Here is a 25,127-nt window from a genome sequence, read left to right as displayed (position 1 = left end):
GACACTCTATGCGGGAACTGAACACGTTCGACTCGGACCCCCGGGAATGCGCGGTTACGGGCAAAGAACCCAGAAAAAACCGGATGCCAAGGAGTATTGGGACGGACCCTATCCGGTCCGGTCTGTCAAGCGGCGATATGAAGTGGGTCCTGAACTGGCAGACCTTGCCCCGAGGCGATGGTGGGCCGTTGATCGGCTCCCTAACTTGGAGCCCATGATCGCTCGCCTGGGGCCCGTCCTGGCCGCCGCCGTCGTACTCGCCGCTTCGGGCACTCTCCCCGCCGCCGCCTCCTCCGCCCAGCCCGTCCCCGGAGTCATGGCCGCGCTCGGTGACTCCATCTCCACCGGCTTCAACGCCTGCGGCTGGTACGTCTCCTGCACCGCCCGCTCCTGGTCGACCGGCGACAGCGGCGAGGTGAGCAGCCACTACGCCCGCCTCGCCAAGCTGTCTGGAACGCTCCAGGAACACAACCTCAACTTCGCCGCCCCCGGTGCCACCAGCGCCGACCTGCTCGGCCAGATGAGGAAGGCGGTCGCCGCCAAGGCCGACTACGTGACGATTCTCATAGGCGCCCAGGACGCCTGCACCCGTACCGAGCAGTCGATGACCCCTGTCGGCACCTACCGGCGGCGCCTGGACGCGGCGCTGGCCGAGCTGCGCTCCGGCGTGCCGGGGGCCAGGGTGCTCATCGCCAGCGTCCCCGACGTGCGGCGGTTGTGGCAGGTCGGCAAGGGCAACGCGCTGGCCCGCACGTTCTGGGGGGCCGGCCGCATCTGCCAGTCCATGCTGGCCGCGCCCACCTCTACCCGGCGCGCCGACGAGCAGCGCCGGGCCAGGGTGCGGGCCCGGGTGATCGCCTACAACCGCGCCGCCGCCGCGGCCTGCGCCGCGTACGGCCCTGACTGCCGTACCGACGGGGGAGCGGTGTTCTCCTACCCGTTCACCCTCGACCATGTCAGCAAGTGGGACTACTTCCACCCCAACACCGCCGGGCAGCGGGTCCTGGCCGAGCGGACCTACGCGCGCGGCTTCACCTGGCTCGATCCGCGATAGCTACCGGCACTGCGCGAGCATGGTCTTCTTGTCGGCCGAGGTCACGGGGACGTCGTACTTGAGCGCCACCTGGGCCCATCGGGTGACGTAGGCGCACCGCACGGCCCGCCGGGGCGGCAGCCAGCTCGCCGGGCCCGAGGCGTCCTTCTGCTCGTTGGCGTCGCCGTCCACGGGCAGCAGGTTGAGCGGGTCGTTGGCGAAGTCCAGCCGCTTGGACATCGGCCACCGCGGCGCGCCCATCCGCCACCCGTAGTTCAGCGGCACCACGTGGTCGACCTGCACCTCGTCGGCGTTGTCCTTGTGCCAGTGGATCAGCCGCCCGGTGTAGGGGTCGGTCAGCTCCATCGACACGACCTCGCAGCTCGACCCGGCCCTGAACTTCACGTTCTGCCCGTCGCGGGCCAGCAGGTCGTCACGGGTACGGCAGCCGTTGCGCGCGTACGGCACCCCGCTCGCGCTGTCGGCCCAGTTCTCCCCGTACCGGGTGCGCGTGTAGCCGGTGTTGGGGCCGAACCCCTTCACCCGCAGCCGCTTGATGAGCCCCCGCGCCTCGGCCTTGTCGGCGTCGGAGATGATGGGGGCCAGGCCCGGCAGGGTGCCGCTGACGTTGCCCAGAGGGCTGGCCGCCGTCGCCGGCGGGGTCTTGGCGCTGCCGATGAAGGAAACGACGATGATGGCTCCAGCGAGGACCGCGACCGCGTCCTTGGTGCTCAAGCACGCCTCCATGAGCTCCAGGTTGTCTAGAGAAATTCCCGGTATCACCTGTTCTGACACGGGGAGGGTTGTGTGACTGATCGTCCCGTCGACCCGGACGTCGACCTGCACGTGCCGGCGCAGCGGGCCGAGCTGCACTGGCCGGTGCTGGCCGCGATCGCCGCCGGCGGCGCGCTCGGCGCCCTGGCCAGGTACGGCGCGCAGACCGCGCTGCCGTCCGGGCCCGCCGGGTTCCCGTGGGCGACGTTCCTGGTCAACGTGTCGGGCTGCCTGCTCATCGGGGTGCTCATGGTGGTGATCACCGAGGTGCGGCAGGCCCACCGGCTGGTGCGGCCGTTCCTGGGGGTGGGGGTGCTGGGCGGGTACACGACGTTCTCGACGTACGTGGTGGAGGTGCAGCGGGCGGTCGCCGCGGGCGCGCCGGTGACGGGGCTGGTCTACCTGGCCGCCACGATGCTCGCGGCGCTCGCGGCGGTGGCCGCCGGCATGTGGCTGACCCGGCGCGTCGCCGCCGTGGCGGGGGCGGGCAAGCGGTGACGGTGCTGCTCATCGTGCTGGGGGCCGCCGTGGGGGCGCCGCTGCGCTACCTCGCGGACCGGGCCGTGCAGGCGCGCCACGACACCGTGTTCCCGTGGGGGACGCTGGCGGTCAACGTCGCCGGGTCGGCGCTGCTGGGCTTCCTGGCCGCGCTGCCGGCCGGGGGTGCGGTGTGGGCGCTGGCGGGCACGGGGTTCTGCGGGGCGCTGACGACGTACTCGACCATGGGGTACGAGACGGTGCGGCTGGTGGAGGAGGGCGCCCGCTTCCACGCGGTCGCCAACGCGGTGGCCAGCGTGGTGGCCGGGCTGGGAGCGGCGTACTGCGGGGCGGCGCTGGCCCAGGCGGTGTGAAGCGCGGGCGCTGAGCGGAACGCCTGCGCGGACCACAGCGGCTCGGCACGCGGCAGCCGGGTCCCGAAGCTCGGGAGTTCGTTTCCCAGCGCGATGGAACGGAATGTCACGCCTCATGGGGGAGGAGGCGGGATGGTCACGGAAGTCTGGACCGCCGGCGACGCCTACGAGGCGTACGTCGGCCGGTGGAGCCGCCCTGTCGCGAAGGCCTTCGTGCGCTGGCTGGACCTGCCGGGCGGCGCGCGATGGCTGGACGCGGGGTGCGGCACGGGAGCGCTGACCGCGGCGATCCTGGAGGTGGCGGAGCCCGCCGAGGTCCTCGGCGTGGACACCTCAGAAGGGTTCCTGGCCGGCGCCCGGGCCCGCGTCACCGACGCCCGCGCCGGGTTCCGCGCCGGCGACATGCGGGCGCTGCCGCTGCCGGCGGGCCGGTTCGACGCCGTGGTCAGCGGGCTGGCGCTCAACTTCGTGCCCGATCCGGGGCGCGCGGTGGCCGAGCAGGTCAGGGTCGCCGCGCGGGGCGGCGTCGTCGCCGCCTACGTCTGGGACTACGCCGGCGAGATGGGGATGATCCGGCACTTCTGGGACGCCGCCGTCGCGCTCGATCCGGCCGCGGCCGAGCTGGACGAGGGGCGGCGGTTCCCGCTGTGCCGGCCGGACGGCCTGCGCGCGCTGTGGGCGGAGGCCGGCCTGGAGGGCGTGACGGTCCGGGGCCTCGCGACGGTCACCACGTTCGCCGGGTTCGACGACTACTGGCGGCCGTTCCTGGGTGGTCAGGGGCCGGCGCCCGGGTACGTCACCTCCGTCACCGAGGAACAACGGCGCGCCCTGCGCGAGTCGCTGCGCGCCCGCCTGCCCGCCGCCCCGGACGGCTCCATCCCGCTGACGGCCAGGGCCTGGGCGGTCCGCGGCACCGTCCGGCACCGAACACACCGATGAAAGACAGGGGAATCAGGACGATGAACGAAGCACGACTCATGGAGTTCCTCGGCAAGTTCGTCAACGACGTCGGCGCCACCATGGCGGCGGGCGGCGTCGTGATCGGCGACAAGCTCGGCCTCTACCGGGCGCTCGCGAAGGAGCCGCAACTGCCGCAGGAGCTCGCCGACCGCACCGGCACCGCGCCGCGCTACGTCGAGGAGTGGCTGCGCGGCCAGGCCGCGGGCGGCTACGTCGAGTACGACGCCGCGACGGGCCGCTACTCCCTGACCGAGGAGCAGGCGTACGCGCTCACCGACCCGGACGGGCCCGTGCTCGGCGGCTTCCAGCTCGCCATCGGCGCACTGAAGGCGGAGCCGCGGATCACCGAGGCGTTCCGCACCGGGAAGGGGCTCGGCTGGCACGAGCACGACGCGGACGTGTTCTCCGGCTGCGAGCGCTTCTTCCGGTTCGGCTACACCGCCAACCTCGTCAGCTCCTGGCTGCCCGCGCTCGACGGCGTGGAACAGGGGCTGCGCGAGGGGATCCGGGTCGCCGACGTCGGATGCGGGCACGGCGCGTCCACCACGCTCATGGCGCGGGCCTTCCCGTCCTCGACCTTCGTCGGCTGGGACTACCACGGCGCGTCCGTCGAGCAGGCCCGCGAGCGGGCGAAGGCGCTCGGGCTCGGCGACCAGGTCGAGTTCCGGGTCGGCAGCGCGCAGGACTTCGGCGGCGGGCCGTACGACCTGGTGACCACGTTCGACGCGCTGCACGACATGGGCGACCCGCTCGGCGCCGCCCGGCAGGTGCGCGAGCAGCTCTCCGGCGACGGCACCTGGATGATCGTGGAGCCGGCGGCGGGCGGGTCGGTGAGCGAGAACCTCAACCCGGTGGGCCGCGCCTACTACGCGTTCTCGGCGTTCCTGTGCGTGCCCAACGCGCTGTCGCAGGAGGGCGGCTACGCCCTCGGCGCCCAGGCGGGCGAGGAGCCGATCCGGCGGCTGGCGGCCGAGGCCGGGTTCGGCCGGTTCCGCCGGGTGGCGGAGACCCCGTTCAACATCGTCTACGAGGCACGGCCATGAGGAGTTAATGTGTAAGTAAGTAATCATCTGGAGGACTCCATGGCGGACCCCCTCGACGCCTACTCCCAGGTCGTGTCGTCCGTGGCGGCCGAGCTGCTGCCGAAGGTGGCGAGCGTGCGGACCCGTCAGGGCAGCGGGTCCGCGGTGGTGTTCACCGCCGACGGGTTCCTGCTGACCAACGCGCACGTGGTCGGCTCCGCCCGGTCGGGCACCGTGGCGTTCGCCGACGGGTCGTCCGGCGAGTTCCAGGTGATCGGGCGGGACCCGCTGTCGGACCTGGCCGTGATCAGGGCGCAGGCGGCCACGCCGCCGCCCGCCGAGCTGGGCGACAGCGACGGCCTCATGGTCGGGCAGCTCGTCGTGGCCGTGGGGAACCCGCTCGGGCTGACCGGCTCGGTCACCGCCGGAGTGGTGTCCGGGCTCGGGCGGTCGCTGCCCGCACGCAGCGGCCCCAGCATGCGGCTGATCGAGGACGTCATCCAGACCGACGCCGCGCTCAACCCCGGCAACTCCGGCGGGGCGCTGGCCGACTCCCGGGCGCGGGTGGTCGGGATCAACACGGCCGTGGCCGGGATCGGGGTGGGGCTGGCCGTGCCGATGAACGGCACGACCCGCTCCATCATCGCGGCCCTGATCAGGGACGGCCGGGTCCGGCGGGCGTTCCTCGGGCTGGTGACCTCGCCGGCGCCGCTGCCCGAGGACGTGCGGCGGCGCACCGGCCAGAGCGGCGCGCTGCGCGTGGTCGAGGTGGTCCCGGGCTCGCCCGCGCACCGGGCCGGGCTGCGCGCCGGTGACCTGGTGCTCAGCGCCGGCCGCAGCCCGGTGGCCGACGCGCAGAGCCTGCAGCGGCTGATGTTCGCCGAGGCGATCGGCCGGCCGCTGCCCATCACCGTCTACCGCAACGGCGCGCTCGTGGACGTCATCGCCGAGCCGGTGGAGCTCACCGGCACCGGGGTGTGACAGTCACCGCGTTCCACGGGCACGAGGGCTCGGGGGCGTCCGGTTCTACGGGCACGGGGGCTCGGGCATGGCGGCCGGGCGGGTCTTGGCGTCGCGGCGGGCCAGCAGGTCGGCGAGCAGCGCGTCCCACTGCTGCCCGACGACGTCCACGTCGTACGTGCGGGCCGTCTCCAGCGCCCGCGCGGCCAGGCTACGGCGCAGCGGCTCGTCCTCGATGACCCGGATGATCGACTGCGCGAGGTTGGCGTTGGTACGCGGCTTGACCAGCAGCCCGTCCACCTCGTCGGTGATCATCTCCTTCGGCCCGTGCGGGCTGTTGAAGCTGACGATGGCCAGCCCCTTGGCCATGGCCTCCAGGATCGTCATGGGGAAGCCCTCGTGCCGCGAGCTGAGCACGTAGATCGACGCCTTCTCCAGCTCCGCGCCCACGTCGGTGGTGGGCCCCGGCAGCTCGACCTTGCCCTCCAGGCCCGCCTCCACGATCTGCTGGCGCAGGTTCTCCTCCTGCGGCCCGGCGCCGAAGATGCGCAGCTTCCAGTCGGGGTGCGCGGCGGCGACCGTCTCCCAGGCGGTGATCAGCCGGTGGAAGCCCTTGATCCGGGTCATCCTGCCGACCGCCACGGCCACCTTGGCGTCGAGCTTGGACGGCCCGCCCGCCATCGGCGGCACCGCGTTCGGGATGCGCGCCAGCTTGCGCGGCTTCTTCGGCAGCGTCTCGCGGTAGTCGCGCAGATCGGCCTTGGTGAGCGTGACCAGCGCGTCCAGGCGGCGGTAACGCCACTTGATCAGCTCCTGGACGGGCTCCGGCTGGGTGCGCAGGGCCACGTGCTCCTGCCCGATCGTGATCACGCCGGGCTGGGCTAACTGGGCCATCGCGAGGTTGAGCCCCGGGCGGGTGGCCATCAGCACGCCGGTGTCCAGCGAGCGGATGAAGCGGGCCAGCCTGAGGTCGGTCCAGAGGTTGAAGCGGTGGTAGGCCGACTCCTCCTTCGGGATGAGCCTGCTCGGCAGCTTCGACAACATCGCCCGCACGGGGTCGTGGCCCGGGTCGATCCGGTCGTCCAGGAAGCGGAACCGCACGCGCGGATCGATCGGGAAGAACGGCTCCTCCGCCTCCTTCAGGATGCTGACGATCTCCACCTCGTGCCGCTCGGCCAGGTAACTGGCCAGGTTGAACACCGTTCTGATCGTCCCGCCCATCCCGTGGGCGTGCAGGAGCAGGATGCTCACCCGCTGCGTCGAGGGAGGCGGCGCGCTGCTCGCCTTGCGCCGGTTGTATCCCCGATAGAGCCGTCGCATCGCCGACTTGCCCTTGCGTGCCAGTGCGCGCACCTGACATATCCCCCTTGGTCGCGGAAACAGTCTCAACACACGTGGCCGGTGGTGAGAACGGTTGCCTCACCACCGGCCGATGTCTCTCCGTCGGCGGAGTGCACTCTGTTCATCCCCGATGCACTTTCCCCACCTATGATCTTTAGACGCCATAAAGGTCATTAAGGTTGCATGCGCGGCCGGTGCCGGGGGTCGGGAGTGTGCGGCGGGCGCTCGGCCAGCAGCTCCAGCGCGACGTCGATGGCCCGCTCGAGCTGCGTGTCCACGCCTCTGGCGTAATCCTGCGGGGTGATGTCCACCTCGATGTCGGGATCGGTGCCGTAGTTCTCCACCTGCCAGCCGACGTCGTCGAAGGCGAAGGAGAACTCCGGCTGCGTGGTCACCGTCCCGTCGGCGAGCGTGTGCCGCGGCCAGATGCCGATCACGCCGCCCCACGTGCGCTTGCCGACCAGCGGGCCCAGCCTCAGCAGCTTGAAGGTGTGGCTGAAGATGTCGCCGTCGGAGCCCGCCCACTCGTTCGTGATCGCCACCAGCGGGCCGCGCGGCGACTCCGGCGGGTACGGCTCCGGATCGCCCCACCGCGGGTAGTCGTAGCCGAGCCGCCGCCTGGCCAGCTTCTGCAGCAGCAGCGACGACACGTGGCCGCCGCCGTTGAAGCGCACGTCCACGATGAGCGCGTGCCGGTCGTACTCGGCCAGGAACCCCCGGTGGAACTCCCCGAACCCGTCGGGCCCCATGTCGGGCACGTGCAGGTAGCCGATCCGGCCGCCGGAGCGCTGGTGGCACTGGGCACGGTTGAGGTTCACCCAGTCGCGGTAGCGGGCGGGCTGCTCGTCGGCCAGAGCCTTGACGGTGACGGTGAAGACGCGTTCCTCGCGCCGCAGCGTCAGCTCGACCTCCTCGCCGGCCTGGTTGACCAGGCGCTCGTTCGGGGTGGCCGTCCCCACGCCGATGGGCGCGCCGTTGATGGCGAGCACGGCGTCACCCGTACGGACGTCCAGCCCCACCCGGTTGAGCGGCGAGGTCGCCTGCGGATCCCACGGATCGCCCGTCACGACGGCGGCGATGTGGTAAACGCCGTCGCTCAGCCGCCAGTCCACGCCCAGCTTGCCCTGGCTGTAGTCGGGGCCCGGGCGGTACTCGCCGCCGCTCTCGTACGCGTGGCTGGTGGCCAGCTCGCCGTGCAGCTCCCACAGCAGGTCGGAGAACTCGCCCCGGCTCGTCACCCGCTCCACCAGCGGCCGGTACCGGTCGTACACGGCCGGCCAGTCGACCCCCGCCATGTCCTCGGTCCAGAAGTTCTCCCGCTGCAGCCGCCACGCCTCCCTGAACATCTGCCGCCACTCCACCTCCGGGCACACCGACACCTTGATGCGCGACAGGTCCACCCACCCGCTCTGCCGCCCCGGCGCCTCCTCCTCGCCCGGCACCTCGCCCGCCTTCACCACGCGCAGCCGGCTGCCCGCCCGGTACAGCAGCGTCTTGTGGTCGCGCCCCAGCTCGAACGCGCTCACCCCGTCGGCGAACGTCTCGCTCTCGCCCTTGGCGAAGTCGAACAGGTGCAGCGTGTCGTCCCCGTGCAGCGGGCTGGTCAGGATCAGCGCCTTGCCCTTCAGCCCCGCCACCTGCTCGTAGCGGCCCTCCGGCAGCGGGAACGCGGTGACCCTGCGGGCCAGGCCGTCCACGTCCACGCGCAGCGGCTCCTCGTCCTCCTCCCCCTCCTCCTCCTCCTCGTCGTCGTCCTCGTCGTCGTCCTTCTCCTCCAGCGGGCGCGGGCGGGGCACGAACGGGTCCGGCACGTCCGCGCGCAGCGCCACCGCGTACGGGCGGGTGCCCAGGGGGAAACCCAGGTCGAACTGGAGCTGGTCGTAGACGGGGGAGAAGGCGCGCTGGCCGATGAAGTACAGGTACCTGCCGAGCGGGTCGAAGGCCGGCATCGAGTCCTTGAGCACCGGCTCGCTGGCCTGCGCCGTCCGGCCCGTCTCGGGGTGGTGCAGCTTGATCGCGGTGGTCTGGGCGTTGAGCGGGCTCGCGTACGCCAGCCACGAGCCGTCGTGCGACCAGGCGGGGTCCTCGGGCGGGCCGTGCGGGTTCGCCTCCACCAGCTCGGCCCGCCCGCTCTCCAGGTCGAGCAGGTGCAGCTCGTGGCGGTGGTTGACGACCGCGACCCGGTCGTGGGCGGGGTCGGGCACCAGCTCGTTGATCCGTCCCAGGCGGGCCACCTCCGTGCCGGGGCCGCCCTCGCCGCCCTCCAGCACGACCAGCTTCTCCTCGTCGCCGTCGTCGCTGGCGGCCGCGATGAGCCGTACGCCGTCGTTCAGCCAGGTCAGGAAGCGGTAGCGGACGCCGTCAGGGGAGCCGTGCTGGCGTACCGGGCCCTCCCAGTTCGCCATCGCGTACGCCTTGCCGCGCGCCGTGATCGCCAGCGCGCTGCCGTCGGGGCTGAGCGTGGCGCTGTCGAGGTAGTCGGCGGCCTCGACGAACCTGCGGTTGCGCTGCGTCCTGGAGCTGGCCAGCTGCACCTCCAGCCGCCGCGGCCGCTCGCCGCGCTCCAGCAGGTAGAGGTCCGCGCCCGCGTGGTAGACCAGCCGGTGGCCGTCGCCGGACAGGTTGCGGGCGTAGTAGTCGTCGTGGTGGGTGTGCTTGCGCAGGTCCTGGCCGTCGGGAGTGCACGAGTAGACGTTGCCGACGCCCTCGTGGTCGGAGATGAAGCACACCCGGCCGCCGCTCCAGCACGGCGAGGCCAGATTTCCGGGCAACCTGATCAGCCGCCTGAACTCGCCGTCGCCGCTCGGGTCGATCCACAGGTCCCCGACGGTGCCGCCGCGGTACCGCTTCCACCGCGCCGGGTCGGCGGTGTTGCGGCCCAGCACGATCATGTTCTCCGGCCCGTACGCGATGGAGTTCGCCGGCCCGTACGGCAGCCGCTCCGGCACCCCGCCCGGCGCCACCCGGTGCAACCATGCCCGGCCCTCGAACGGCTGGGACTGGTCGCTGGCGTACAGGATGCGGTCCTCCGGGTCCCAGCCCGTCACCGTGCAGCGGGCGCCGTGGAAGGTCACCCTGCGGGCCGCGCCGCCGCCGGACGGCATCACGTACACCTCTTCCGGGCCCTCCTCGCGCCCCACGAACGCGAGCTGGTCGCCGCGCGGCGAGATGCGCGGGTAGCCGGCCTCGGCCTGCCCGGCGGTCAGCCGGAAGGCCCGCCCGCCGCGGGCGGAGACCATCCACAGGTCGTCCTCGGCGGCGAAGACCACCACGTCCTGGAAGACGGCGGGGAAGCGCAGGTATGCGGACATGGCAGCTCCACTGGTCGATCGGACAGCCGGGGCGCTTGGCGGGCCGCGGCCGTCCGATCACATCACCGTCGGGCGGCCGATGCCTCAGCCTTCGTCGGTGGTCTTCCGGCTCTCCCGCTTCGTCTCCTTGGCCTGCCTGCTGTTCTTGATGGCCTGCTTCTTGGACTTGCCGGACTTGGACGCGGGTTTCTTCTTCGTGTCAGCCATTGGAGATCCCCCCTGTAACGGATGAGATGCACCTGATTGGTACACCAAGCCCCTTAATACCCATCTAGCGCCGAAACCCGACATACCGCAAATTCAGCCTCGTACCGGTTACTTGAGTCGCCGGTCGCCCGACGGTTCCGACCACCACACGCCCTCGCCGTGCGACAACCCGGGCAGCCGCCGCTCGACCTCGTGCACCGCCGCCGCCGGGATCTCACCCTCCAGCACCCACGCCTCCCCGCGCCTGTGTGCCTCACTCAGCACCCCGCCCCATCCGGCCAGCTGCGCCGTGACCGGGCCGAACGCCTCCAGCGGCACCTCCGCCTCGAAGCGGTGGCACGGCTCGTACACGACCGTGCCCGCCCGGCGCAGCGCCCGCGCCAGCACGACCCGCGTACGCCCGCGGAAGTCGGCCGCCACCGTGACCGGCGAGGAGTAGCCGGTCCTGGTCAGCGTCACCAGGACGTCGGTCACCGGCCAGCCGTGCGGCCCCTCGCGCAGGGCCGCGCGCACGCTCTCCTCGATCGCCCGGTGAAAGGCCTGCGGCAACGACCCGAGATCGACCTCCAGCCGGTAACCGACCCCGGAACCCCTGGGAGCGGGCTCGACCCGCAGGCCGACGGTGGCCATGAAGTCGTTGCGGCCCTGGCGCTGGATCTCCTCGACCGCCTCGCCGGTGCCCGCCGGGCGTTCGAAGTACACCGGGCGGCTCGGCTCGAAGTCCGCCTCCACGCCGAAGTCCCTGGCCAGGGTCTCGCCGATGACCTCCTTCTGCACCTCGCCGTAGAGCAGGACCGAGGTGTCGCCGCCGGCCAGCGTACGGGTGCCGATCAGCGGGTCCTGCTCGGCGAGCGCGAGGAGCGCGGCGTGCAGGCGGGGCTCCTGGCCGGGCACGCGGGGGCGGACCACGGTCTCGAGGCCGGGCGGGGTGAAGTGCGCCTGGCTCGCCGGGCCCGGCTCGCCCAGCCGGTCGCCGACCCGGACCTCCGGCACGCCCCACACCTTGACGATGTCACCGGCCACGGCCTGCGCCTCGCCGGGAGCGCCGGCGACGGACAGCGCGGTCAACCGGCCCTCGTACACCTGACCGGCCCGCCCATTCCCGCCGTCATCGCCGCTCTGCCGCTGCCCGCGGTAGAAGGTCAGCGGCTCGCGCACCCGCAGGACCCCGGCCCGAAGCCGTACATAGGCCACCTTCTCCCCGGAGGCGGCCCGCTCGATCGCGAACACCGTGCCCGTCGCCGTGCCCGTCGCCGTGCCCTCCTCCGCGATCCGCGGCACGGCGGGGAAGAGCTCGGCGACGCCGTCGAGCAGCTCGGGCAGCCCCTGCCCGGTGATCGCCGAGCCGAACAGCACCGGATGCGCCACGCCATCGCCGCACTGCCGCGCCAGCGCCGCCCGCACCGTCCCGTGGTCGGGTGTCTTGCCGTCGACGAGCAGTTCCAGCAGCTCGTCGTCCCGCTCCGCCAGCACCTCGGCGGCCGCGTACGGGTCGCCGAGCGGCCGGGTGACGGCGGCCCGGCCGCCGATCCCGTCCACGGTGTTGAGCGGGACGCACGACGGAGCCAGCCGGCGCCGGATGTCGGCGAGGAGATCGTGCTCCCGCGCCCCCGACCGATCGATCTTGTTCACGAAGAGCAGCGTCGGCAGGCGCAACCTGCGCAGGGTCTTCATCAGGACCCGGGTGTGCGGCTGCACCCCTTCGACGGCCGACAGCACCAGCACGGCGCCGTCCAGCACGCCGAGCGCGCGCTCGACCTCGGCCACGAAGTCGGCGTGCCCGGGCGTGTCCACCAGGTTGACCCGCAGGTCGCCCAGGGTGAAGGAGGCCACGGCGGTGCGGATGGTGATGCCGCGGCGGCGTTCGATCTCACCGCTGTCGGTCTGGGTGTTGCCGTCGTCCACGCTGCCGAGCCGGTCGATGACGCCGGTCTCGAACAGCAGTCGCTCAGTGAGGCTGGTCTTCCCCGCGTCCACGTGCGCGAGGATGCCGATGTTCAGGACGTGCTTGATCAAGGAGCCCTCGGGAAACTCTCGTGCGGATGCTGTGCTGGGAGATTCCGAGGCGGCGCCGCATCCCAAGCTCCTTGATCGTGGTCGGACGGTGCCCGGCCATCCTGCCACCGGTCCTTGCCGCCCGGCCAGCGAATTATCCGCTCGGCGCCGTGCGTGTCGCGCGAGGTCAGAGGAGGCGCAGTTGTTCGGGCCGGGGCGGGGACGGGCTGTGTGGCGGGAGGCGGCGGGCCATGGCGGGGGTGGCGCGGCCCACCCCGTGACGTTCGGCGAGCTCCTTGACCAGGGTGGTGATCCGTTGCTGGTACGCCTTGGGCGCGTACGCCCCGCGCCCGTACAGCTCCAGGTAGCGCGGCACCAGGCGCGGATGCTCGCGCGACAGCCAGCTCAGCCACCACTCGCGGGCTCCCGGCCGCAGGTGCAGCACGATGGGGGAGAGGTGGGTGGCGCCGGCGCCGGCGATCTCCTTGACCGTGCGGTCGAGCTGAGCGGGGGAGTCGGTGAGGTAGGGCAGGATGGGGGCCATCAGGACGCCGCAGGCGATGCCGTTGTCGTTGAGGGTCGCGCAGGTCTCGAGGCGGCGGTGCGGGTTGGGCGTGCCGGGCTCGACGGCGCGCCACAGCTCGTCGTCCACGAAGCCCACCGAGACGTTCGCGCCGACCTCCGTGACGTCGGCGGCCTCGGTGAGCAGGTCGAGGTCGCGCAGGATCAGGGTGCCCTTGGTGAGGATCGAGAACGGGTTGGCGGCGTCGCGCAGCGCGGTCAGGATGCCGCGCATCAGCTGGTAGCGGCCCTCCGCGCGCTGGTAGCAGTCGACGTTGGTGCCCATGGCCACGTGGTGGCCGCCCCAGCGGGGTGAGGCGAGCTCCTTGCGGGCCAGCTCGGCGGCGTTGACCTTGACGACGATCTTGGAGTCGAAGTCCGCGCCGGCGTCCAGGTCAAGATATTCGTGGGTCTTCCTGGCGAAACAGTAAACACAGCGGTGGCCGCAGCCCCGATAGGGGTTGATCGTGTAGTCGAACGGGACCCGGCTGGCGCCGGGGACCCGGTTGATGATGGATCTGGCCCGGATCTCGTAGAAGGTCATCCCCTTGAATTCGGGCGTGTCGAACGTACGGGTCACCGCGCCGCGGGCGAAGAGCGGCTCGGTCGGATCGGCCCCGCCTGGCGCGGTCAGGCGGAGGTTGTCCCAGCGCATGCCATGATTAGAACAGTCGTTCGAGCTTGATCGCAAACCGAAAAGAGGTGGCAATTAAGTGGTCAGCCGGGGGCTAATGATCTTCATGGTTGGGCAGGAAGACGCCACAGAGCTTGCGTTCGGGAGGTACCTATGGCCTGGTCGCAGGACGAGGAGCGGATGCTGGCCCAGATCGAGCAGCACCTCGTCGATGACGACCCGCGACTCGTCGCTCGGCTCGAGTCGTTCAATGAACGGGTTCGTCGCAGCGAGGCGAAGTCGAGCGGGGAGCGCGTGCCCAGGCGGCGGCCGCGTCGCACGACGGTCATCATCCTGATCAGCTGGCTCCTCATCGCGACCTTGGTCGCCACGCTCCTGATCATGCTCCTCCGCCACGAGGCCGCCGCCGCCATGGCCCTGGCCGTGGCCTTCTGACCCGCAGCCCCCCTTCCCTGCGCCGCCGGCTGGTTCGCGCGCAGGGTTACGTCATGCCGTCAGCGGCGCAGGGCGGTCTCCCGTTCCATGCGTGACAGCTTCTCGGGATTGCGCACGGCGTACAGCCCGGTGATGAGCCCCCCGTCGAGCCGCACCGCCAGCACGGTGTCGAGCTCGCCGTCGACCCGGACGACCAGCGCCGGGCAGCCGTTGACCTGCGCCGGCAGCAGCGACCTCGAACTGTCGATCCTGCCCAGCACCGCGGCCACGAGACCGGCCCCCACGATGGGCGCCAGGGCGGCCTGCTTGATCCCGCCGCCGTCCGTCAGCAGGACGACGTCCGGCGCGAGGATGTCGAGCAGGTTCTGCAGGTCGCCCGTCTGGACGGCCCGCTGGAACGCCGCCAGCGCATCCCGCGACTCGGCGGGCGAGACCGGCTCGCGCGGCCGGCGCGCCGCGACGTGGACCCGCGCCCGGTGGGCGATCTGCCGGACGGCGGCCTGGCTCTTGCCGACGGCCTCGGCGATCTCGCCGTAGTCCAGGCCGAACACCTCGCGCAGCACGAACACCGCCCGCTCGGTCGGCGTGAGCGTCTCCAGCACCAGCAGCATCGCCATCGACACGCTCTCGGCCAGCTCGACGTCCTCGGCCACGTCGGGCGAGGTCAGCAGCGGCTCCGGCAGCCAGGGGCCGACGTACGACTCCTTGCGCCGCCCGAGCGCCCGCAGCCGGCCCAGGGCCTGCCGGGTGGTGATCCGCACCAGGTACGCCCGCTGGTCCCGCACCTCGTCCAGATCGACGCCCACCCACCGCATCCAGGTCTCCTGCAGCACGTCCTCGGCGTCGGCGGCCGAGCCGAGCAGCTCGTAGGCGACGGTGAACAGCAGGTTGCGGTGGGCGACGAACGCCGCCGTGGCGTGGTCCGGCGTGCCGGCCATGGGCGGCTCCTGTTCCTTCTCGACTGTCACGTCCACCAGATGCCGGGCCGCCCGGTTTTGTGACAGCTTGCCGCCGCTGTCCGAGCGGAGTGTGTCCCAGGTCACGTACGCCGTGCTGTCACAAGGCGGGGCTCGCCGGCATCTCCTGGTCGTCCGGCACCGGCCGGGCACGTCGAGATGGGGAACGTGATGAGTTCAGCGCTGGAAACCCTTCGCCGCGACTTCGGCGGCACCGTCATCGAGCCGGGCGGAGCGGAGTACGAGGCGGCCGCCCGCTCGGTCGTGGCCGCGGGCAGCCCGGCCTTCGTCCTGCGGCCAGGGAGCGTCGCGGACGTGCGGGCGGCGGTCAGGTTCGCCGAGGCCGCGCGGCTGGTGCTGTCCGTGCGGGGCGGCGGCCACGGCTTCGCGGGGTTCGGCACCAACGACGGCGGCGTCGTGATCGACCTCGCCAGGCTCGCGACCGTGGAGATCATCGACAAGGAGCGGCACCTCGTCAGGATCGGCGGCGGCGCCACCTGGGGCCAGGTCGCGGCCGCCCTCGCCCCGCACGGCCTGGCGATCTCCTCGGGCGACACGAGGAGCGTGGGCGTCGGCGGGCTGACGCTGAGCGGCGGCATCGGCTGGAAGGTGCGCAAGCACGGCCTGGCCCTGGACAATTTGGTCGCCGCGGAGCTGGTCACGGCCGGCGGGCAGGTCGTGCGGGCGAGCGCGGCGGAGGAGCCGGAGCTGTTCTGGGCGCTGCGCGGCGGCGGCGGCAACTTCGGGGTCGTGACCGCCTTCGAGTTCGCGGCGCACCCGACGACGGACGTCTTCCACGGCAGGATCACCTTCCCGCCGCAGGAGGCGGCCACCGTGCTCCAGGGCTGGGCGGACCACCTCCGCACCGCGCCGGAAGAGCTCACCTCCATCGCGAACGTCGCCAACCCCTTCGCCGGCGGCCCAGAAGGGCCGATCGAGATCCTGGTCACCTTCGACGGCGACGACCCGGAGCTCGCCGCCCGCGCCATCGGCCCGATCCGGCGCCTCGGCACCGTGATCGACGACGAGGTCGCGCTGATCCCGTACGCCGACACGCTCGTGGAGGGCCTGACCCCGCCGCCCGGCATCCGGTTCGTGAGCCGGAGCGCGTTCGTCGGTGAGGAGTCGGTGCCCGCCGTCCTGGCGGTCCTCGCGGAGGCCAGGGCGGCGCAGGGGGCGCCGTTCATCTCCGTCCGCAGCGTCGGCGGTGCGGTGGCCCGCGTCCCCGGCGACGCCACCGCCTACGCGCACCGCCGGGCGGAGCTGATGGTCGTGACCAACGTCGTGGGACCGGCGCCGGTCGTCGAGGCCGCCCGGCCGGCCCTGGACACGCTCTGGGGCAGGCTGGCGCCCCACGCCGGCGGCGCGTACGCGAACTTCCTCGCCTCCGCCACCGAGGAGGACGTCGCCGCCGTCTACCCGCCGCGGACCTACCGGCGGCTGGCGGTGGTCAAGCGCCGGTTCGACCCCGCCAACCTGTTCACCCGGAACCACAACGTCCGCCCCCTCTAGAGTCTCAGCGGACCCCAGGCGGCCTGCCCACCGGGCCACCTGGGGCCTTCAGTGCAGGCCGCGCTTGCCCGGCGTCCAGAACGGCTTGACCTTGATGGCCTTGCGGGGCCAGTTGCGCTCGCGTACGAGAAAGTCGCGGATGAGCCGGCACGTACGCGCCTCACCCGCCAGGTAGGCGGCGCCGGTGTTGCCGGGCAGCTCCAGGCCGGCCACCGCGGTGAGCAGCGTCTCCGAGGACGCGGCCGGCGCGCCACGCCGGTGCACGCGGCGCAGCTCGTGCGGGCCGGGCATGGGCGGGTCGTGCTCGGCGGACTCGCTCTCCAGCACCCCGTGCACCCGCGCGCCCTCCCCGAGCGCGCGCACCATCGGGCCGAACGCCGCGCTGGCCGTCTCGTCCCCGGCGAACAGGTGGAACGGCGCCTCGTCCCGGGTGAAGAAGTCCCCCTGCGGCCACCAGAACGTCACCGGGTCCCCCGGCGCCGCCTCCCGGGCCCAGCGCAGCCCGATGCCGTCCCCGTCGTACAGGTGGGCGCGCAGCTCCAGCCCCCGCCGGTCCGGGTCGAGCTCCCAGATCGTGTACGTCCGCAGCGTCTCGGCCGGGCGCAGGATCCCGTAGACGGACAGTGGGTCGTTGATCTGGACGCGGATGTGCTGCCCCGGCCGGTACGGGAACGCGATGGGCGTCCCCGTCGCCAGGCGGATGCGCCGCATGGTGGGCGTGACCAGGCCGGTCTCGGTCACCTCGGCCTCCATGACGTACTTGGCGAAGGTACTCGCCAGAGGGTTGGGCGCCATGACGACTCCTTATTGAGGGTAAGTTTTCTTAGAGCCATTAAGGAAACATAGATGCACTAGGATGTCAACGGATCGTCAGGAGAGGTGGGCGGATGACCGCACAGGGCGTCAGCAGGCGCGAACGGGTCCGGCAGGCGACGCTGGCGGAGATCCGCGCGGCGGCGCGCAGGCTGCTGATCGAGCAGGGGTCGCAGGCCGTCACGATCAACGCGGTGGCCAGGGAGATGGGCATGAGCGGGCCGGCGCTCTACCACTACTTCGCCGGGCACGACGAGCTGGTCGGGGCAGTGACGGCCGACTTCTTCCGCGAGCTGACGGAGGCCATGGAGGCGGCTCGCGACGCCTGCCCGCCGGGGGAGCACGGCGCGCGGCTGCTGGCGGCGTGCCGGGCGATGCGGCGCTGGGCCGTGTCGCACCGGGCCGAGTTCGGCTGGGTGTTCGCCAGCCCGATCACGGCCGAGCGGCGGCCGGACTCGCCGCGCGAGCTGGCCGGGCGCGACTTCGAGCAGGTCTTCCTGGAGGAGATCGCCGAGCTGTGGGAGAGCCGGCGGTTCCCGGTGCCCGCCGCCGGGGAACTGCCCGTGGCGATCAGGGAGCAACTGCGGGCGTACGCGGCCTCCACCGGCATGAGGTTGCCCGTGGAGGCGATCCACGTGTTCATGTCGTGCTGGATCAGGCTCTACGGCCTGCTCTGCATGGAGGTGCTGAACCAGCTCGACTTCGTCTACTCGGACATGGAGCCGGTGTTCGAGGAGTGCCTGCGCGAGATCGCGCCCAGGCTCGGCCTCGACTACGAGCCCGAGGGCGACAGTTCATGAAGCCGACCGGCCGCCCATGAAGCCGGCCGGCCGCGCGGCGGGGTTCGCGGGTCAGCCGGACACCCGGACGGTGGGCTCGTGGCGGACCGGGAAGTTGACCGAGTTGGCGATGAAGCACGACTTGTGGGCGTCGGCGTGCAGGGCGAGTGCGGTCTCGGCCATCTCCTGCGCCGACACGGTGACCACCGGGTGCAGCACCACCTCGGTGAAGTGACCGCCCTCCGCGCTCTCGGCCATGATGCCGGTCGCGGTGTCGGTGTACTCGGTGACGATCACGCCGGCCGTGGCGCACTTGTGCAGGTACCACAGCATGTGACACTGCGACAGGGAGCCGACCAGGAGCTGCTCGGGGTTCCAGCGCGCCGGGTCGCCGCGGAACGCGGGGTCGGAGCTGCCCCCGATGACCGGCGGGCCGTCGGCGGACAGCTCGTGCTCGCGCCCGAAGTCGCGGTAGCCGCTGGTGCCGGTGCCCTTGTTGCCCGTCCAGGTCACGATGGTCTGGTAGTGGTGCTCGCGGCTCATCGGCGGCCGTCCTCGCTGTCCGTGGCTCCACCGGCGAGGGCTGGCCCCCGCCGGTCCTTTCCGTTCGAACGGTATCGAATCCGCCCGCGAGCCTCAGGAGCCGGTCCCGTGGGCACGCAGGGCGGCGATCACCCAGGTGAAGGCGGGCACGGCGGGCTCCGACCGCTGGTGGCCGTTGAGCGCCGCCAGCAGCGCCCAGTACCGCTCCACCCGCTCGTCCGCCACCGTCTCCATCCACTCCAGCAGCGCCGCCCTTTCCACCGCCGCCCTTTCCACCGCCGCCCTGTCCACCGCCGGCCCGGCGACCAGATCGAGCACCCGCCGTCCCGCCTCCGACGCTGGATCCACCCCGCTCGCCAGCGCGGGCCCGGCCTCGTCCAGCACCCGGGAACGCAGCTCGTACGCGGGCAGCGGCCCCGCCCCGGCCAGCGCGATCCGGCGCAGCCGCCGCCGGAAGTCCTCGTCGGAGATCAGCTCGGCCAGCTCCACCCACGCCTCCACCTGCTCGGGCGAGGGGGAGTCGGGCAGCTCGCGCATCCAGTCCGCGATGACGGCGGCGTCGCCGTCCAGCTCGATCCCGTCGAACGTGCCCGACACGAACTCCGCCACGATCTCCCGCCGTTCGGCCGCGGAAATCCGGCTCAGCCTGTGCAACATCAACGTCTCCTCGTTGGAAGTGCCTCGTTCGGAGATCAGGCTCAGCACGGCCCTGCGCGCCCGCAGGGCCCGCAGCTCGGCGTCCACGGTGCGCAACTGCAGCCGCGCCACCTCGGCCACCGTGACCCGCCGCGCCAGGACCTCCTGTACGGCCTCCAGCCCGACGCCCAGCTCGCGCAGCATGCGCACCAGGCCGAGCCGGGTCACCGCGGCCTCGTCGTACAGGCGGTAACCGCCCGCCGACCGGCCGGTGGGCGGCAGCACGCCGCGGTCGGACCAGAACCTGATCGTCCGCACCGGCAGCCCGGTGCGGCGAGCCAGCTCCCCGATCGTGTAGAGCCCGTCACTCACACCCGGCAGCCTGCACCTTCCACCCGCTGGAGACTCAACCCCACGCCCTCAGCCCGGCTCAATCTCGCACTCTCAGCCCGGCTCAGCCCCGCGGCGGCGGCGCGGCTCAACCCCGTGCCTGCGACGTGGTTCATCACCGTGCGTGCAGGGCCGCGAGCAGCATGCCGGTGAGCGAGTCCAGGTAACCGGCCCCGGCCTCCACGCCGCGGACGGTCAGCCGCCAGTAGACCGGCGCGGCGACCAGATCGAGCGCGAGCTCCACGTCGGTCCCCGACGGCAGCTCCCCGCGCTCGATCGCGCGCTCGAACACCGGCCTGGCCCGCTCCCGCCGCGGCGCGCCGATCATCGCCTGGTGCACGCGGGCCAGCTCGGGGTTCCTGGCGGCCTCGGCGATCAGGTCCGGCAGGATGCGGGAGATGCGGGGGTGTGTCATCCACTCCAGCAGCTGGTCCAGGAGCGCGCGCAGGTCGCCCCGCAGCGAGCCGGTGTCCGGCGCCCACGCCGAGGCCACGAGGAACTCGGAGATCACCGACATCGCCATCTCCTGCTTGGACGGCCACCGGCGGTACAGCGCGCTCTTGCCCACTCCTGCCCGCTTGGCCACGGCCTCCATGGACAGCCGCCCGTAACCCTGCTCGGCCCACTCGTCGAGCACGGCTTCGGTGATGGCGCTGGTGACGGAGGGCTGCAGAACGGCTGCGCCGGACGGGGTGCGACGTGTCATGGGGCGAGTGTAGCGATTGGACGGGACGGTGCCGTCCCGTGGTACGTTGACGACGAGACGGGACCGTACCGTCCAAACGTGTGGAGAACACCGATGAACGCACGTGAGCTGGTCGATCACGCCGTGGAGCTGTTGCTCGCCAAGGACATGCGGGCCTTCGCCGGCCTGTGGGCGGAGGACGGCGTGCTGGAGTTCCCCTTCGCGCAGCCCGGCTACCCGCAGCGGGTGGTGGGGCGGGCCGCGGTCGAGGAGTACATGCGCGGCTACCCCGACATCCTGGACATGCGGGAGGTCACCGAGAAGACGGTGCACCAGAGCGTCGATCCCGAGGTGGTGATCGTCGAGTTCGAGGCCGCCGGGTTCGTGGTGGCCACGGGCAGGCCGTACCGGCTGCGGTACGTCGCGGTGATCGCCGTGCGCGACGGGAGGATCCGGAGCTACCGCGACTACTGGAGCCCCTTGGCCGCCGCCGAGATCATGGGCGGCTCGGACGAGCTGAACGACGCCTTCTCCGGCGGCGCCCGATGAGCGAGGTGCTCGTACTCGGCGCGACCGGCACCACCGGCTCCCGCGTGGCCGCCTTCCTGCACGAACGCGGCGTCCCCGTCCGCCCGGCCAGCCGCACCCCGGCCGGGTCCGACCGCGCGGCGAGCCGGACCCCGACCGGGTCCGTCCGTGCGGGCAGCCGCGGATCGGGTGTGCCCGTCCGTGCGGTGAGCGGCGCGCCGGGCCCGTACGTGCGCTTCGACTGGGCGGAGCGGCGGACGTACGCGCCCGCGCTGCGCGGGATCTCCGCCGTCTACCTCGTCGCGCCCACCGGGGTGACCGATCCCGTCCCCTTCGTCGAGCCCTTCCTCGAAGAGGCCGTACGCCAGGGAGTGCGGCGAGTGGTGCAGCTCAGCTCGTCCGCCGTGCCGGAGGGCGGGCCGGGGCTCGGTGCGGTGCACCGCCTGGTCCGCACGATGATGCCCGAGTGGGCGGTGCTGCGGCCGTCGTGGTTCATGCAGAACTTCACGGGCCCGTCCCTGGAACTGCGAGAGCGGGACGGCGAGATCCTGTCGGCCACGGGCGACGGCAGGGTGGCCTTCATCGACGCGGGCGACATCGCCGCCGTCGCCGGCCACGCCCTCACCGACGAGCGGTCGCACGACACCGCCCACGTCCTGACCGGCCCGGAGGCGCTGAGCTACGACGACGTCGCCGCCCTGCTCGCCGAGCGGCACGGCCGCCCGGTCCGCCACCGGGCGGTCTCCGTGGACGAGCTGGCCGCGCACTTCGCCGCGCGCGGCCTGCCCGCCGAGTACGCCGCCGTGCTGGCCGCGCTCGACGACGACCTCCGCGGCGGGTCGGAGGAGCGGGTCACCGGCACCGTCGAGCGGATCACGGGCCGCCCGCCGCGAGCCTTCCGGGAGACCCTTGCCGACGAATATCCGCCTGCGTATACTCGCCTACGAGTAAGGTAGACAGGCAACCCGGGTGAAGGAGTGGAGATGCCCCGACGACGTCCCGTGAGCAACCTGCTGGCGCTGGCCGTGCTCACCGTCGTCGTCCAGCGCCCCATGCACCCCTACGAGATGGCCTCCGTCCTGCGCTCCCGCGGCAAGGACCAGGACATGCCGATCAAGTGGGGCTCCCTCTACACCGTCGTCCGCAACCTGGAGAAACACGGCCTCCTGGAGGCGGTGGAGAGCGGCCGCCAGGGTGCCCGCCCCGAGCGCACCGTCTACCGCATCACCGACGCGGGCCGCCGGGAGGCCGACGACTGGACCAGGGAGCTGCTGTCCGAGCCGCGCCGGGAGCCGTCGGCGTTCGAGGCGGGCCTGTCGGTGATGGCCGGCCTCGGCCCCGAAGAGGTCGCGCCGCTGCTGCGGCAGCGGCTGGAGCTGCTGGAGGACCAGATCGAGGCCGACCGGCGGGCGCTGGAGCAGGAGCGGGCCGAGGTGCCCCGGCTGTTCCTCGTCGAGTCGGAGTACGCGCTGGCGATGCGGCAGGCCCAGGCCGGCTGGGTGCGGTCGCTGCTGGCGGAGCTGGACGGGGGCACGTTCCCCGGCCTGACGGAATGGCAGACATATCACCGGACGGGCGAAATGTCGCCCGACGTGGCGGACCTCGCAGACAGGGGCCGCCCGGCCGACTGATACGGACAGAAGCCGCCTGATACGGACAGGGCCGCCCGGCCGGCTCAAGGCGAGAAGGGGAGCCATCATGACCACGACCACCACCGGCACCGTGACGTCCGCCGACGGCACCACGATCAGCTACCGCGAGACCGGGCAGGGCCCCGGCTTAGTGATCGTGCACGGCGCCATGCAGACCTCGCACAGCCAGCTGGAGCTGGCCGAAGCCCTGGCCACCGACTTCACCTGCTACCTGCCCGACCGCCGGGGCCGGGGCGACAGCGGCCCCGCGGGCCCGGATCACGGGCTCGCCCGCGAGGCCGAGGACCTCGGCGCCGTACTGAAGGCCACCGGCGCCCGCTACGCCGTCGGCGTCAGCTCGGGCGCGATCATCACCCTGCACACCGCGCTCACCGCCCCCGACTCCCTGGCCAAGGCCGTCCTCTTCGAGCCCCCGCTGGGCCTCGGCGGCACCGATCTGAGCGGCAGCCTGGCGCGCTTCGACCGCGAGATCGCCGAGGGCAGGATCCCCGCGGCGCTCGTCACCGGCATGCGCGCCGCCCGGCTCGGCCCGCCGCTGTTCAACGCGCTGCCCCGCCGCGTGCAGGAGTGGCTGACGGGCCTGATGCTGAAGAGCCAGGACGGGGCGGCGGGGGAGGGGCCGACGTTCAGGGAGCTGGCCCCGACCCAGCGCCAGGACATCCAGCTCGTGGCCGAGGCCCCCGCGGACTTCGCGGCCTACGGGTCGGTCGAGGTGGAGACGCTGCTGCTCGGCGGCACCAGGAGCCAGGGCTACCTGAGGTCCGCGCTCGCCGAGCTGGAGCGCGTCATGCCGCGGGCCCGGCGCGTGGTCATGGACGGCCTCGACCACGGCGCCACGCAGAACACCTCCCAGCGCGGGCGTCCGGAGCGGGTGGCCGAGGAGATCCGCCGCTTCCTGAAGGGCTAGAGGTTCTTGAGGAACGTGGCCGCGACCGGGGCGGCCACCGCACCGCCGCCGCCCCCACCCTCGACGACCACGGCGAACGCGACGTCCCCCTTGAAGCCCATGAACCAGGCGTGGGAGTTCAGCTTCTCGCCCGTGCCGTACTCGGCCGTGCCGGTCTTGCCGTGGGTGCCCGCCGGCAGCCCCGCCGACTTGGCGGTGCCCTTGGTCACCACGGCCGCCATCATCGTGTGCAGCGCGGACTTCACCCCGTCGGGCAGCGCCCGCTCCTTGGCCTTCTGCTTGATCGACGGCACCAGCGTCGGCGGGCGCCACGTGCCGTCGGCGATGGCCGCGGCCACCGAGGCCATCGACAGCGGGCTGGCCGTGATCCTGGCCTGGCCGAACGACTCGGCGGCCAGCTCGGCGTCGGACTCGGCCCTGGGGAAGCTGGCCTTCGTGGCCGGCACCCCGATGTTCAGCGGCTGGTTGAACCCCACTTCCTCGGCCACGTCCAGCAGCTTGTCCGCGCCCAGCTTCGACTCCGCCAGCGGCGCGAACGTCGTGTTGCACGAGTGCGCGAACGAGTCGAGGAACGAGATCGACCCGAACGACTCCTCGTCGGAGTTGCGGATCGGAAGCCCGCCGACGTTGACGTTCTTCGGGCAGGTCACCGTGTCCTGCGGCGACACCCCGGCCGCCAGCAGCCCGATCGCGGTGACCGCCTTGAACGTCGAGCCTGGCGGGTAACGGCCGTCCAGCGCCCGGTTGAACCCGCCCACGTTGTTGACCACGGCCAGGATCTCGCCGCTGGACGGCTTGATCGCGACCATGGAGGTGGGCTTCTTCATGTCCTTGACCGCGGTCACGGCCGCGGCCTGCGTCCGCGGGTCGAGCGTCGTCTGGATGGGCTCGCCCTCGGTGCCCTCGATGGTCTCCAGCGTCTCGTCGCCGAGCCTGATCTCGGTCGCGGGGGTGCCGGCGAGCTGCTCCTGGAACGTCTCCTGCAACCCGCCGCGGCCGACGGCCTGCCCGACCTTGTAGGAGGAGCCCAGCTTGGAGACGTCCTTCTTGGTGGCCTTGTCGAGGAACCCGACGAGCTGCTGCACCGAGCCGCCGACCGTGCCGGTGTCGATGCGCTCGCCGTCGGCGTCGGTGATCTCCGCGCGCTGCGGCCACTTGGTCTTGAGCGAGAACGCGGCCCCCTCGGTCATCGACGGGTGCAGCGTCGCGGGCTTCCAGTCGACCTTCCACGTGCGGTCGGCCACCACCAGGTCGATCGTGCCCTGGTAGGTCCACTCGCCGATGTTCTTCAGATTCAGCGTGGCGGTGTAGGGGACGCTGGCGCGGTCGTCACGCTCGGTGACCCGGCCCAGCTTGACGGCGGCCGACTCGACGGCGAGCGCGGTGCGCTGCTGGTCGTACGCGGTGAGCTGCGCGGGCCTGGCCAGCTCGGCCGCCATGCGGGTCTTGTCACCGGCCTGCCACGCCACGGCGAAGCGCTGCGCAGTCTCGGCCGGAGTGCCCCTGGTGTGCAGCACCCAGTACGCCCCACCGGCCGCGGCCCCCACCGCGAGCACGGTGGCGACGGACACGATCGCGATCGTACGACCCCGCGCCACTGATCAGCCCCCTGCTCCTCGACGAGACGACAGGTGTCCGAGCC

25 protein-coding genes are annotated in these 25,127 nt (G+C 72.4%); 13 read left to right on the top strand and 12 right to left on the bottom strand.

Going from position 1 to position 25,127, the window contains the following annotated elements; genetic code table 11:
• Nucleotides 1-214: 214 nt before the first annotated feature.
• Nucleotides 215-1,054, top strand: coding sequence for a GDSL-type esterase/lipase family protein (locus tag HD593_RS31270; protein WP_185105569.1), 840 nt, complete (start codon nucleotides 215-217; stop codon nucleotides 1,052-1,054).
• Here HD593_RS31270 and HD593_RS31265 read toward each other — a convergent pair whose 3' ends face one another.
• On the bottom strand, nucleotides 1,055-1,768 hold the full coding sequence (locus HD593_RS31265; protein ID WP_221525079.1) for an HNH endonuclease family protein: 714 nt from the start codon (nucleotides 1,766-1,768) through the stop codon (nucleotides 1,055-1,057). It abuts the gene before it with no gap.
• 72 nt (nucleotides 1,769-1,840) lie between these two features.
• Between HD593_RS31265 and HD593_RS31260 the strand changes: the two genes are divergently transcribed.
• The 5 genes from HD593_RS31260 to HD593_RS31240 all read left to right on the top strand — a co-directional run bounded on the left by HD593_RS31260 (nucleotide 1,841) and on the right by HD593_RS31240 (nucleotide 5,621).
• Nucleotides 1,841-2,305, top strand: coding sequence for a fluoride efflux transporter FluC (locus tag HD593_RS31260; protein ID WP_185105567.1), 465 nt, complete (start codon nucleotides 1,841-1,843; stop codon nucleotides 2,303-2,305).
• Nucleotides 2,302-2,658 carry a fluoride efflux transporter CrcB gene (gene crcB / locus HD593_RS31255; protein ID WP_185105566.1) on the top strand — a complete coding sequence of 119 codons (357 nt, stop codon included), beginning with the start codon at nucleotides 2,302-2,304 and terminating at the stop codon, nucleotides 2,656-2,658. The genes HD593_RS31260 and crcB overlap by 4 nt, the downstream gene beginning before the upstream one ends.
• Before the next feature lie 132 nt (nucleotides 2,659-2,790).
• Nucleotides 2,791-3,597, top strand: coding sequence for a class I SAM-dependent methyltransferase (locus HD593_RS31250; RefSeq protein WP_246546805.1), 807 nt, complete (start codon nucleotides 2,791-2,793; stop codon nucleotides 3,595-3,597).
• A 20-nt stretch (nucleotides 3,598-3,617) separates the two neighbouring features.
• On the top strand, nucleotides 3,618-4,661 hold the full coding sequence (locus HD593_RS31245; protein ID WP_185105564.1) for a class I SAM-dependent methyltransferase: 1,044 nt from the start codon (nucleotides 3,618-3,620) through the stop codon (nucleotides 4,659-4,661).
• 39 nt (nucleotides 4,662-4,700) lie between these two features.
• On the top strand, nucleotides 4,701-5,621 hold the full coding sequence (locus tag HD593_RS31240) for a S1C family serine protease (RefSeq protein WP_185105563.1): 921 nt from the start codon (nucleotides 4,701-4,703) through the stop codon (nucleotides 5,619-5,621).
• Between the two features lie 45 nt (nucleotides 5,622-5,666).
• Here HD593_RS31240 and HD593_RS31235 read toward each other — a convergent pair whose 3' ends face one another.
• The 5 genes from HD593_RS31235 to HD593_RS31220 form a co-directional block, all read right to left on the bottom strand.
• Entirely contained in the window at nucleotides 5,667-6,953 is a 1,287-nt protein-coding gene (locus HD593_RS31235; RefSeq protein ID WP_312903833.1) for a glycosyltransferase family 4 protein, read from the bottom strand.
• Nucleotides 6,954-7,114: 161 nt separating this feature from the next.
• On the bottom strand, nucleotides 7,115-10,252 hold the full coding sequence (locus HD593_RS31230) for a S41 family peptidase (protein ID WP_185105562.1): 3,138 nt from the start codon (nucleotides 10,250-10,252) through the stop codon (nucleotides 7,115-7,117).
• An 84-nt stretch (nucleotides 10,253-10,336) separates the two neighbouring features.
• On the bottom strand, nucleotides 10,337-10,459 hold the full coding sequence (locus tag HD593_RS63650; protein WP_281402481.1) for a hypothetical protein: 123 nt from the start codon (nucleotides 10,457-10,459) through the stop codon (nucleotides 10,337-10,339).
• A gap of 108 nt (nucleotides 10,460-10,567) precedes the next feature.
• Nucleotides 10,568-12,475 (bottom strand): elongation factor G, encoded by a 1,908-nt coding sequence (locus HD593_RS31225; RefSeq protein ID WP_246546803.1) that lies wholly within the window; start codon nucleotides 12,473-12,475, stop codon nucleotides 10,568-10,570.
• A gap of 166 nt (nucleotides 12,476-12,641) precedes the next feature.
• Complete coding sequence (locus tag HD593_RS31220; RefSeq protein ID WP_185105561.1) at nucleotides 12,642-13,670, bottom strand: Rv2578c family radical SAM protein; 1,029 nt, start codon at nucleotides 13,668-13,670, stop codon at nucleotides 12,642-12,644.
• 132 nt (nucleotides 13,671-13,802) lie between these two features.
• On the opposite strand from HD593_RS31220, the gene HD593_RS31215 reads away from it, so the two are divergent.
• A complete protein-coding gene (locus tag HD593_RS31215; protein ID WP_185105560.1) occupies nucleotides 13,803-14,084 on the top strand; it encodes a DUF3040 domain-containing protein in 282 nt (93 codons plus the stop codon).
• A gap of 59 nt (nucleotides 14,085-14,143) precedes the next feature.
• On the opposite strand, the gene HD593_RS31210 is transcribed toward HD593_RS31215, so the two are convergent.
• Nucleotides 14,144-15,022, bottom strand: coding sequence for an RNA polymerase sigma-70 factor (locus tag HD593_RS31210; protein ID WP_185112241.1), 879 nt, complete (start codon nucleotides 15,020-15,022; stop codon nucleotides 14,144-14,146).
• Nucleotides 15,023-15,211: 189 nt separating this feature from the next.
• Here HD593_RS31210 and HD593_RS31205 point away from each other — a divergent pair, with 189 nt between their 5' ends.
• Nucleotides 15,212-16,552: an FAD-binding oxidoreductase gene (locus tag HD593_RS31205; RefSeq protein ID WP_185105559.1), complete on the top strand. Its 1,341-nt coding sequence runs from the start codon at nucleotides 15,212-15,214 to the stop codon at nucleotides 16,550-16,552.
• Between the two features lie 48 nt (nucleotides 16,553-16,600).
• Here HD593_RS31205 and HD593_RS31200 read toward each other — a convergent pair whose 3' ends face one another.
• Nucleotides 16,601-17,347: a siderophore-interacting protein gene (locus HD593_RS31200; RefSeq protein ID WP_185105558.1), complete on the bottom strand. Its 747-nt coding sequence runs from the start codon at nucleotides 17,345-17,347 to the stop codon at nucleotides 16,601-16,603.
• A gap of 92 nt (nucleotides 17,348-17,439) precedes the next feature.
• Between HD593_RS31200 and HD593_RS31195 the strand changes: the two genes are divergently transcribed.
• Nucleotides 17,440-18,165, top strand: a complete 726-nt coding sequence (locus HD593_RS31195; protein WP_185105557.1) for a TetR/AcrR family transcriptional regulator — start codon at nucleotides 17,440-17,442, stop codon at nucleotides 18,163-18,165.
• Between the two features lie 51 nt (nucleotides 18,166-18,216).
• On the opposite strand, the gene HD593_RS31190 is transcribed toward HD593_RS31195, so the two are convergent.
• The 3 genes from HD593_RS31190 to HD593_RS31180 all read right to left on the bottom strand — a co-directional run bounded on the left by HD593_RS31190 (nucleotide 18,217) and on the right by HD593_RS31180 (nucleotide 20,419).
• Nucleotides 18,217-18,687, bottom strand: a complete 471-nt coding sequence (locus tag HD593_RS31190; RefSeq protein ID WP_185105556.1) for an OsmC family protein — start codon at nucleotides 18,685-18,687, stop codon at nucleotides 18,217-18,219.
• A 93-nt stretch (nucleotides 18,688-18,780) separates the two neighbouring features.
• Nucleotides 18,781-19,695 (bottom strand): helix-turn-helix domain-containing protein, encoded by a 915-nt coding sequence (locus HD593_RS63645; protein WP_185105555.1) that lies wholly within the window; start codon nucleotides 19,693-19,695, stop codon nucleotides 18,781-18,783.
• 133 nt (nucleotides 19,696-19,828) lie between these two features.
• The gene (locus tag HD593_RS31180; protein ID WP_185105554.1) at nucleotides 19,829-20,419 is read right to left on the bottom strand and encodes a TetR/AcrR family transcriptional regulator; all 591 of its coding nucleotides are present in this window, start codon (nucleotides 20,417-20,419) and stop codon (nucleotides 19,829-19,831) included.
• 93 nt (nucleotides 20,420-20,512) lie between these two features.
• On the opposite strand from HD593_RS31180, the gene HD593_RS31175 reads away from it, so the two are divergent.
• The 4 genes from HD593_RS31175 (at nucleotide 20,513) to HD593_RS31160 (ending at nucleotide 23,485) form a co-directional block, all read left to right on the top strand.
• Nucleotides 20,513-20,947 carry a nuclear transport factor 2 family protein gene (locus tag HD593_RS31175; RefSeq protein ID WP_185105553.1) on the top strand — a complete coding sequence of 145 codons (435 nt, stop codon included), beginning with the start codon at nucleotides 20,513-20,515 and terminating at the stop codon, nucleotides 20,945-20,947.
• Nucleotides 20,944-21,882: an NmrA family NAD(P)-binding protein gene (locus HD593_RS31170; RefSeq protein ID WP_185105552.1), complete on the top strand. Its 939-nt coding sequence runs from the start codon at nucleotides 20,944-20,946 to the stop codon at nucleotides 21,880-21,882. The genes HD593_RS31175 and HD593_RS31170 overlap by 4 nt, the downstream gene beginning before the upstream one ends.
• 27 nt (nucleotides 21,883-21,909) lie before the next feature.
• Entirely contained in the window at nucleotides 21,910-22,557 is a 648-nt protein-coding gene (locus tag HD593_RS31165) for a PadR family transcriptional regulator (protein WP_185105551.1), read from the top strand.
• Nucleotides 22,558-22,624: 67 nt separating this feature from the next.
• On the top strand, nucleotides 22,625-23,485 hold the full coding sequence (locus tag HD593_RS31160; RefSeq protein ID WP_185105550.1) for an alpha/beta fold hydrolase: 861 nt from the start codon (nucleotides 22,625-22,627) through the stop codon (nucleotides 23,483-23,485).
• Here HD593_RS31160 and HD593_RS31155 read toward each other — a convergent pair.
• Nucleotides 23,482-25,056, bottom strand: a complete 1,575-nt coding sequence (locus HD593_RS31155; RefSeq protein WP_312903831.1) for a penicillin-binding transpeptidase domain-containing protein — start codon at nucleotides 25,054-25,056, stop codon at nucleotides 23,482-23,484. The two genes, HD593_RS31160 and HD593_RS31155, sit on opposite strands and share 4 nt — an antisense overlap.
• Nucleotides 25,057-25,127 lie beyond the last annotated feature (71 nt).

This window comes from Nonomuraea rubra (genome assembly GCF_014207985.1).
Lineage (GTDB): Bacteria > Actinomycetota > Actinomycetes > Streptosporangiales > Streptosporangiaceae > Nonomuraea > Nonomuraea rubra.
Note: the sequence above shows the minus strand (reverse complement) of the source record. Positions and strands in the feature narration are given on the sequence as shown.